The following is a 9,073-nucleotide window of genomic DNA, read 5'->3' as shown; positions in this document are numbered from 1 at the left end:
GGTTTCGCCCCTTCGTACCCACCGGCGCCTGTCATATTCGCCCGCGTAGACCCTCAAGAACCGGGCTTCTATGTGGTGCCCAAACGCATGACCCGCGAAGCCTTGGAGGCGACGCTGTTCTCCACGCCTGGTGCCGCCGTGATGCGCAAGTTTCGGGCACTCAACCCAGTATCAGACAACATCAAAGCCGGCTCGTTGATCGTACTGAGCGACCCGAACAACACCTCCTGCACCTATCAGGAAGCACAGCTGATGCAGGCCGCGCAGCAGGTCAGGTTGGCACTCGATCCCCTGACGCCGGGGGAAGCCGAATTCATGTTCCGCCACGCGGCTGAAATCGCCAGTTTTACCGGCGAGACTTCGACCTGGCTCGGCGTCAGCGCGGTGGTGATGGAAAAACACCTGACCCGACTGCGCGACACCCTGCAAGCGATGGAGCGCCTGCATCAGGACAGCTATCGTCAGCACGGTAACCTGCGATCGCCGCAGTTCTTCGCCGAACGCCAGCGGCTGCTCGCCCAGCTGGACGCCCACTTGCTGAACTCCACTCGCCTACGTGGCCAGACGACATTGGGTGATCATCCCAAGCTAAAAACGGCGCTTGGCATTTCCAGTCGCAGTCTGGTGCACCACTGGGACAAGGCTGGTGCGCCGGGGCAGATACCGGGTTACGCCACTCATGTGAATGCAATCAGTCGGGCGGCCAAGTACATGAGCACCGGCGGTTACATCGGCATTGGCATTGGTGGGGTTTCTTCGTTGCTGGCGGTTCAGGAGGTATGTAGCGGTGGTGGTTCTGAGGCCGCGTGCGAGAAGGTCAGGTTTACGGAAGGAGGAAAGTTTGTTGGGTCCACCTTTGGTGGCGTTGCGGGTGAAGGGATTGGTAAATATGTCAGTGGACCCGTCTGTCTGGCGCTTGGAGTCTCTACAGGAATCGGGGGAGTTGTCTGCGCCGCGACCTTGATAGGTGCTGGAGCATGGGTGGGTACGACTTATATGGGGGATGGGGGTGAGCTAATGGGTGAAATTTTATACGAGAAAACCCAGCCATGATGGGAAAGGGTTTTTGGATGTCCTGGCTAGCTTTTTGGCTTCTAGCCGGTCCGATCTTGCTGGCCATTGCGAGCACTGCATACAGTCTGTACCTCAGATGGCGTTACCTTGACGCCATGCTGGAGGCCTTGAAAAATAGTCGTTATGTCCACACCTGGGGGCCAGGTTTGCGGCAGCACGGGTGGTTTGGGGGGCTCTTGCTGATAGCAAAAATCGCCGGGATGGTGACTATGCCAAGGGTTTCAATCCGCATTGGTGAGCTGGACCCCGAGGATATTAAAAACTTTCCCCCACATCTAAAGCGTCTTTTGAAAATCAAAGCGGTGATGCTGGTGGGCATTGCTGTTTGGGGATTCATTGCGTATGGGTTGATGAAGTTTGAGTGATTGTGTGGGCGGTCTCCTTAAGCTTAAAACGGCGCTCGGCATTTCCAGTCGCAGCCTGGTGCACCACTGGGACAAGGCTGGTGCGCCGGGGCAGATACCGGGTTACGCCACTCATGTGAATGCAATCAGTCGGGCGGCCAAGTACATGAGCACCGGCGGTTACATCGGCATTGGCATTGGTGGGGTTTCTACGTTGCTGGCGGTTCAGGAGGTATGTAGCGGTGGTGGTTCTGAGGCCGCTTGCGAGAGGGTCAGGTTTACTGAAGGGGGGAAATTTGTCGGTTCTACTTTGGGCGGTATTGCAGGTGGGTGGGGAGCGTCTTCGGCAACTGGCCCTATTTGTCTAGCGCTTGGAGTTTCTACTGGCATTTGGGGAGTTGTCTGCGCCGCGACCATCGTAGGAGTTGGTGCCTGGGAGGGAACCACCATTGGTGGCGAAAAGGGAGAGGCCTATGGCGAAACTTTATATAGGGCTATACAGCCGTGATCAGCAATTGGCCGGTCTGGGCGGTAATTATTGTGGATGGAGGGCCAATTCTGCTGGCGATGATCGCCATTGCATACTCTCTATACCTGGGCCGCCACCTGGACGCCATGATGGAAGCTCTGAAGAACAGTCGTTACATCTGTATTTGGGGGCCTGCATTGCGAAATCAGGGTTGGTTTGGGTGCATTGCTCTGGTTTCAAAAATCGCAGGGATGGTGGTTTGGTCTACAGCATATATCCGCATCGGTGACGTGGATCCTGTCGATATTAAAAACTTCCCTCCCCATTTGAGATGGATGCTGACTATCAATCTTTTATTGATATTCGTGAGTCTGATTTGGATGGCAATTGACGTTGCATTGATGAGGATCTAAAGATTTTTGAGGCGAAATTCGAACGGCACCGGAAGGTGCCGTTTCGCCTCTAAACATTGCTCATTTCCACTTCCGGACTCAACGTCCCCAGCCACGCCACCAACCCCACAATCAACACCGCTGCGGCCATTTCCACCACCACACTGCGTCGAAGTGCATGGGCCGCCGTGCGATATTGGCCCTCTCGTAACGACTGCTCCAGCAAGGGGCCAAGATGAAAGCGGTTCAACGCCGCCAACACCAGCATCCCGGCAAACAGCAATACTTTGATCGTCAGCAAAACTCCGTAGTGGCTGCGTAAAACCTCATCGAGCTTCGGCCCGACGATGAACAGGTAGTTCACCACGCCCGTCAGGGTGATGATCACGACGATCAGCGCGCCGGCAAGTTCGAATCGCTTGACCGCGCGAGCCAGTAGGCGAATGTGTGCTTCGGTTTGCAGGGCCCGGGTTTGCGCCATCAGGGCAAACGCCAGCAACGCACCGAGCCAGGCGCCCGCTATCAGCAGGTGCAGGATGTCCGCGGTGAAGTGCCAGTAGCGGCGACTGTCTTCGTCCATGGCGCCGTGCCCGCTCCAGGCCAGGCTGGCGAGGGCGATACCGCCGGCCGTGGCGGCGATCACCAGGCTGATGCCGGGGGCGCGTGAGTGGAACGTCAATGCCAGCCCCACGACCGCCAATGCAATCATCCGCACGGCCCAGGCCAACCCGACATCGGTCTCGAACAGCATCATCTCGATGTGAGGGCGCAACTCGGCAACGTCTGATTCGCCGCTCATGGTGCTGGCCATCAGCACCATGCCGGCGCTCGACAACAATGCCCCGAGTCCGGCAAACCCCGCCAACAATCCGCGAAAGGGCAGCACGCTCCCCGAACGTCGTTCCCGTCCTTTAAGGCTATACAGCCCGAACAGCGCCACGCCAAACAACAGCATCAAATCCACATACAACACAAACCGCAGCACGACGTTGGCCGAGTCGCTCATCGATCATTTCACTTTGAACGTGACGTTGCCGGTGATCGGGTGGGTGTCCGACGACACCGCGCGCCATTCGACCTTGTAAGTGCCAGCAGTCAAGGGCGCTACCGGGGTGATGAGCATGGTCTTCGGATCACTGCCGCCGCTGACTTTGGCCTTGATTGGCATCGGGTCATGGGCCATGCCGGACATTTCGGTCATCAGCAGTTTGGCGCCGGAAAACTGGGTGACGAGATTTTCGGAAAAGTGCAGTTCGATCTTGTCGGGCGGCGCACCTGCCGCGCCTTCCGCCGGGCTGGAGGAGAGTAGTTTGGGGTGGGCTTGAGCGAGGGTGCTCATGAGCAGGCCGCTGAGCAACGCGATAACGGCGGCGGTGGGTTTTATGAGGCGCATGCAAGGTCCTTTACCGCTTGAAGCGGTTGTTGTTGGTTTGAGGTGAGTCTGTTCAGAACCACAGCCGAACACCGAGCACCAGGCGTGTTTCGCTGCGGTCCTCGCCTTCGTCACTGGCGAAGTCGGTGGTGTTGCCGTAGGTGCGGTTCCAGGTCACGCCGACGTAGGGCGCGAATTCCCGACGGATTTCGTAGCGCAGGCGCAGGCCGGCTTCAGTGTTGGACAGCCCCGCGCCGATGCCCCGTTGCGGGTCGTTTTTGCCGTAGGCATTGAGTTCGACGGTTGGCTGCAGGATCAGCCGATTGGTCAGCAGGATGTCGTAGTCGCCTTCCAGCCGCACGGCGCTCTGGCCGCCTTCACCGATGAAGGCCGTGGCTTCGGCCTCGAAGTTGTACAGCGCCATGCCTTGCACGCCGAGCGCGGCCCAGGTTTGCGGGGCGCCGGGTTTGAAGTCCTGGCGCACGCCGCTGACGACGTCCCACCACGGGGAAATGGCGTGGCCCCACAGGGCCTGGATTTCTGCGTCCTCGGTCACGCCGTTGGTGCGTTCACCTTCGGAGCGCAGCCACAGGCGATCGATGTCACCGCCAATCCAGCCCGATAAATCCCAGGCCAGGGTGCTGCCGTCATCGGCGTCCTGCCATTCCAGTTTGTCGGCGAGGAAGAATGAATTGAGCGTGCTGTCATGTACGTGGTGACCGGCAGGATCGGCATACACCGCAGCGCGATCGGCATCGGTCAGCACCGGGATCGGTGTGCGACTTTCGCTGGGCGCGGCGGGCTGCATCTGGCCCTCATCCATGCTTTGCATCTGGCCCTCGTCCATGCTTTGCATCTGACTGTGGTCCATGCCTTGCATCTGGCCGTGGTCCATCTGGCTGTGATCCATGCCTTGCATGTCATCGCTGGCGGCCATCGCCGTCGAGGTCACGAGTGCGAAAAAAACCGGGGTGAATCGAATCATGGGGGTGCGCCTCATTCTTCCACGCGAACTTCACGGAACATGCCCATTTCCATGTGGTACAGGAGATGGCAGTGATAGGCCCAGCGGCCGAGCGCATCGGCGGTGACCCGATAGCTGCGCCGGGAGCCCGGTGGCATGTCGATGGTGTGTTTGCGCACCATGAACTGGCCGTTCTCGTCTTCGAGGTCACTCCACATACCATGCAGGTGGATGGGGTGCATCATCATCGTGTCGTTGACCAGCACGATCCGCAGCCGCTCGCCGTACTTGAGGCGTATGGGTGCGGCGTCGGAAAACTTCACGCCGTTGAACGACCAGGCGAATTTTTCCATGTGGCCGGTCAGGTGCAGCTCAAGGGTGCGGCCAGGTTCGCGGCCGTCCGGGTCTTCGAAGGTGCTGCGCAGGTCGGAATAGGTGAGCACGCGGCGCCCGTTGTTGCGCAGGCCCATGCCGGGGTCGTCGAGTTTCGGTGAGGTGGACATGGCTTGCATGTCCACCAGCGGGTTGTCGGTTTCCGAGGCCGGGTGGGATTGCATGCCGGGCATGTCGCCCATGGCCATGTTGCCGTGATCCATGCCCGCCATGTTGCCGTGGTCCATGTCGCCCATGCCCATGTCATCCATGGTCACCAACGGGCGCGGGTCCAGTGGTGGCAGCGGCGCAATCAGTCCCGCTTTTACCGCGAGGGTGCCGCGTGCGAATCCGGTGCGATCCATCGCCTGGGCGAACAGGGTGTAGGCCGCTTCGGTCGGTTCGACGATGACGTCGAAGGTTTCCGCCACGGCAATGCGAAACTCGTCGACGCTCACCGGTTTGACGTGCAGGCCATCGGCAGCGACCACGGTCATTTTCAGCCCGGGGATGCGCACGTCGAAGTAGGTCATGGACGAGCCGTTGATGAAGCGCAGCCGCAGCTTTTCCCCCGGGCGGAACACCCCGGTCCAGTTCGTGTCCGGCGCCTGGCCGTTCAGCAGGTAGGTGTAAGTGGCGCCGCCGACGTCCGCCAGGTCAGTGGGGTTCATCTTCATCTCGGCCCACATCTTGCGATCGGCGACGGTCGGCCCCCAGCCTTTTTCGCTGACGTCGTGGATGAAGTCGCCCACAGTGCGTTTGTGGAAGTTGTAGTAGTCGGATTGTTTTTTCAGGTTCTTCATCAGGCCGACCGGGTCTTCGTCGGTCCAGTCGCTGAGCATCACCACGTAATCGCGGTCGTACTGGAACGGCTCCGGGTCTTTGGCGTCGATCACCAGCGGGCCGTAGACGCCGGATTGCTCCTGAAAGCCCGAATGGCTGTGATACCAGTAGGTGCCGTTCTGCCGCACGGTGAACTGGTAGACGTACAGGCCGCCCGGTTCGATGCCCTTGAAGCTCAGCCCCGGCACGCCGTCCATGTTGGTCGGCAGCAAGATGCCGTGCCAGTGAATGGAGGTGCTGTCCTTGAGTTTGTTGCGCACCCGCAGCGTTACCGTATCGCCTTCACGCCAGCGCAGCAGCGGGCCGGGAATGCCGCCGTTGATGGTCGTGGCGGTGCGCGGGTGACCGGTGAAGTTGACTGGGGATTCGCCGATGTACAAGTCGAAATCGTGGCCGGCCAACACCTGCGGTTCGCCGGGACTGCTGATGGCCCAGACCGGCGTGCGCCATAACCCGAGGCCGCCGAAGAGCCCGCCGATGGCCAGCCCTTTGACGAAGGTGCGTCTTGAAGTGTGGGAGTGCATGCCGTTTGTTCCGCCCGTCAACCTGTTGAACTTGTCGACAAGGCTAGCAGGCGGTGCCTTTCGGCAGGCTGAGGCGCAGATTACAGTTTTGACAGGTTGGGCGTCGCTTATTGGCGTGAAGTGGACTTTTCCCTTGAGGCCACTGTGTCGCCGCCGCAGTTGATGTAGGAAGACGACTTCAACCAGCGTTGGTCCGGGTAGTAGGAAAACAACAGCTGCCCGTCCTTCATCGAGTCGATCAGCCGATGGGCAATCGCCGGTCTGACGGCCGGGCAACCCAGGCTGCGGCCGATCCGGCCATTGGCGCGGGCCAGCACCGGGCTGACATAGGGCGCGCCGTGGATGACGATGGCCCGGTCGAAGGCGTTATCGTTGAAGCCGGGCTCCAGGCCTTCCATGCGCAGCGAGTAACCGTTCTGGCCGCGGTAGCTTTGCTGGGTGCGGAACAGGCCGAGGCTGGTGGCGTGGCTTTCGTTGAGGTTGGAGAATAGCGTGGCCATGTTTTCACCGCTGTTGCGGCCATGGGCGACCAGTTCGTGAAACAGCAACTTGCGCCGTTTAAGATCGAAGACCCACAGGCGTTGTTCGGTCGAAGGCAGGGAATAATCGATCACCGCCAGCCTTTGGGCGGGGGCGATACCTTGGGCGAGGCTGCATTGGGTGGCGCGAACCGCCAGGGCAATCACTTTGGCGTCGGCGCCTGGTGCGGCTTTGACCAGCGCGTTTTCAAGCGAATCGGCGTAGGCTGACGTTACTGAAAGGCATGTCAGTAAAATGGCAAATAAAGGGCCAAAGCGGTTTAGCGCCATAGTCGGGTCTCATCATGATAATTTCGAGTCTAGCTAGCGGCGAGCGGAAAGCTAGCCGTTTGAAACGGGGGATTAAGGATTATCCATGGTGCAATTAACAAGGTCATTCGTCATAAGCCGCATGTTTTTTATGGGCTTTCTGATCAGCGGTGCGGCGTTTGGGCAAACTTCGCCGATTGAGCCGGTATCTGCGGCGAGCAGCACAATCGATGCCGCAGCGCCCGACGATGCGGTCGGCCAGGTGATTCAGGCGACGCTGGAACCGCTGCGCTCGGCCTTTCCGCCGTTGCTCACTTCCAGGCGCCATCAGCGCGTGGATGTCAGCCGGGTGGTGCTGGATTTCTATATGCATCGCAACTATCGGGCGGCGTGGACAGACGATCGTGATGTCGCCCAGTTACTCAAGAGTCTTGAAGACACCCGGATCGATGGCCTGAATCCGGCGGATTTTCGCATCAGCGAGCTGGCCCTGGCCCATGAGTCGCTGGCAGCGGCCGTGCCTTCCACGGCGCAACGGGCGATGTTCGACATGGCGGCGACCCGCACGTTCATCACTGCGCTGCTGCAATTGCGGCGGGGCAAGGTCGATCCGTCGCGGCTGGACATTCACTGGAATTTCGAGCCTGCCGGCGGCGCTGCCCGCGGGGACATGAACAACCTGTTCGCCACCCTCGATGCCCATGACGTGGCGCGCGCCTTTGCCGAGGCGCCTCCTCAGGAAGAGATTTACCGCAACTTGCGTGAGGGCCTGGCCCGGTTGCGCCAGGTCCGTGATGCGGGCGGCTGGCCGAAAGTCACCGAAGGGCAATCGCTCAAGCCCGGCATGGACGGGGTGGCTGTCGCACAATTGCGTGCGCGTCTGGTGGCGGGCGGGTACCTGGACGGGCACCTGTCGAAAAAGGCCGGTTACGACGACAAGGTCATTGCCGCGGTGAAGAAGTATCAGACCGAGCAATACCTGGGGGCCGATGGCGTGGCGGGGGCGGCGACGCTGGCGGCACTGAACGTGCCGGTCGAGGCGCGGATCGATCAGGTGCGGGTCAACATGGAGCGCGCCCGGTGGCTGTTGTACAAGCTTCAGGGCACGTTCGTGATCGTCGATATCGCTGGATACAAGGTGGCGATGTACCGCGACGGTCTGCCGATCTGGCGTTCGCGGGTGCAGGTCGGTAAACCGGTGCGCAGTACGCCGGTGTTCCAGGCCGAAATCACCTACATCACGTTCAACCCGACCTGGACCGTGCCGCCGACCATCCTCAAGCAGGACGTGATTCCAAAAGTCCAGAACGATCCGGGCTATCTGGAGGCCAACCGGATTCGCGTGCTTGATCGCGAAGGCAATGTGCTCGATCCGTCGAGCGTTGACTGGAGCAACCCGCGAGGCATCCACCTGCGTCAGGATGCCGGGCCCGACAGTTCGCTGGGGCAGGTGGTGATCCGCTTCCCCAACGACTATTCGATTTACCTGCATGACACGCCGCACCGCGAACTGTTTGCCAAAACGGTTCGGGCCACCAGTTCAGGCTGCATCCGCGTGGAAAACCCGTTGCAACTGGTCGAGTTGTTGTTCAACGACCCGGTGCGCTGGAACAGCGCCGGCATTCAGAAGCAGTTGGCCAATGGCAGGACCGAGAACATCCAGCTACCGGTGAAAGTGCCGGTGCTGTTGGCTTACTGGACCGTGGACCTGAGCAAGGACGGGCGGGTGACGTTCAAACCCGACATTTATGATTACGACGCCAGGGTGCTGCAGGGCTTGAGCCAGCCAACGAAGTTGCCGGCTCTGGACTTGCGTCGTGCAGAGGTATCGCTGGCGGTGAAGGGGCAGAACCAACAGTAATGAATCACCCCGGACCCTGTAGGAGCGAGCCTGCTCGCGATGGACTCAAGAACGCCGCGTTTAGCCAGTA

The 9,073-nt window shown here is 60.2% G+C and carries 9 protein-coding genes; 4 read left to right on the top strand and 5 right to left on the bottom strand.

Annotated elements, in window-relative coordinates:
* The 3 genes from C8K63_RS29790 to C8K63_RS29775 all read left to right on the top strand — a co-directional run.
* A partial coding sequence (locus C8K63_RS29790) for a PAAR domain-containing protein (protein WP_256595036.1) occupies nt 1-1,053 on the top strand: 1,053 nt, incomplete at its 5' end.
* 17 nt (nt 1,054-1,070) lie between these two features.
* Nucleotides 1,071-1,439 (top strand): hypothetical protein, encoded by a 369-nt coding sequence (locus tag C8K63_RS29785; RefSeq protein ID WP_223531127.1) that lies wholly within the window; start codon nt 1,071-1,073, stop codon nt 1,437-1,439.
* A gap of 483 nt (nt 1,440-1,922) precedes the next feature.
* Complete coding sequence (locus C8K63_RS29775) at nt 1,923-2,300, top strand: hypothetical protein (RefSeq protein WP_108219945.1); 378 nt, start codon at nt 1,923-1,925, stop codon at nt 2,298-2,300.
* A 49-nt stretch (nt 2,301-2,349) separates the two neighbouring features.
* Here C8K63_RS29775 and copD read toward each other — a convergent pair whose 3' ends face one another.
* The 5 genes from copD to C8K63_RS29750 form a co-directional block, all read right to left on the bottom strand.
* Entirely contained in the window at nt 2,350-3,285 is a 936-nt protein-coding gene (gene copD, locus C8K63_RS29770; RefSeq protein WP_108219944.1) for a copper homeostasis membrane protein CopD, read from the bottom strand.
* A gap of 3 nt (nt 3,286-3,288) precedes the next feature.
* Nucleotides 3,289-3,672: a copper homeostasis periplasmic binding protein CopC gene (gene copC / locus C8K63_RS29765; RefSeq protein ID WP_108219943.1), complete on the bottom strand. Its 384-nt coding sequence runs from the start codon at nt 3,670-3,672 to the stop codon at nt 3,289-3,291.
* Between the two features lie 52 nt (nt 3,673-3,724).
* Nucleotides 3,725-4,636, bottom strand: coding sequence for a copper resistance protein B (locus C8K63_RS29760; RefSeq protein WP_108219942.1), 912 nt, complete (start codon nt 4,634-4,636; stop codon nt 3,725-3,727).
* An 11-nt stretch (nt 4,637-4,647) separates the two neighbouring features.
* Nucleotides 4,648-6,354 carry a copper resistance system multicopper oxidase gene (locus tag C8K63_RS29755; RefSeq protein ID WP_108219941.1) on the bottom strand — a complete coding sequence of 569 codons (1,707 nt, stop codon included), beginning with the start codon at nt 6,352-6,354 and terminating at the stop codon, nt 4,648-4,650.
* Nucleotides 6,355-6,461: 107 nt separating this feature from the next.
* Complete coding sequence (locus C8K63_RS29750; RefSeq protein WP_108219940.1) at nt 6,462-7,163, bottom strand: murein L,D-transpeptidase catalytic domain family protein; 702 nt, start codon at nt 7,161-7,163, stop codon at nt 6,462-6,464.
* Between the two features lie 85 nt (nt 7,164-7,248).
* Here C8K63_RS29750 and C8K63_RS29745 point away from each other — a divergent pair, with 85 nt between their 5' ends.
* Complete coding sequence (locus C8K63_RS29745) at nt 7,249-9,003, top strand: murein L,D-transpeptidase (RefSeq protein WP_108219939.1); 1,755 nt, start codon at nt 7,249-7,251, stop codon at nt 9,001-9,003.
* Nucleotides 9,004-9,073: the final 70 nt, after the last annotated feature.

Source organism: Pseudomonas sp. GV085 (assembly GCF_003050925.1).
GTDB lineage: Bacteria > Pseudomonadota > Gammaproteobacteria > Pseudomonadales > Pseudomonadaceae > Aquipseudomonas.
The sequence above is the reverse complement of the archived record's forward strand: the minus strand, read 5'-3'. Positions and strand labels throughout refer to the sequence as shown.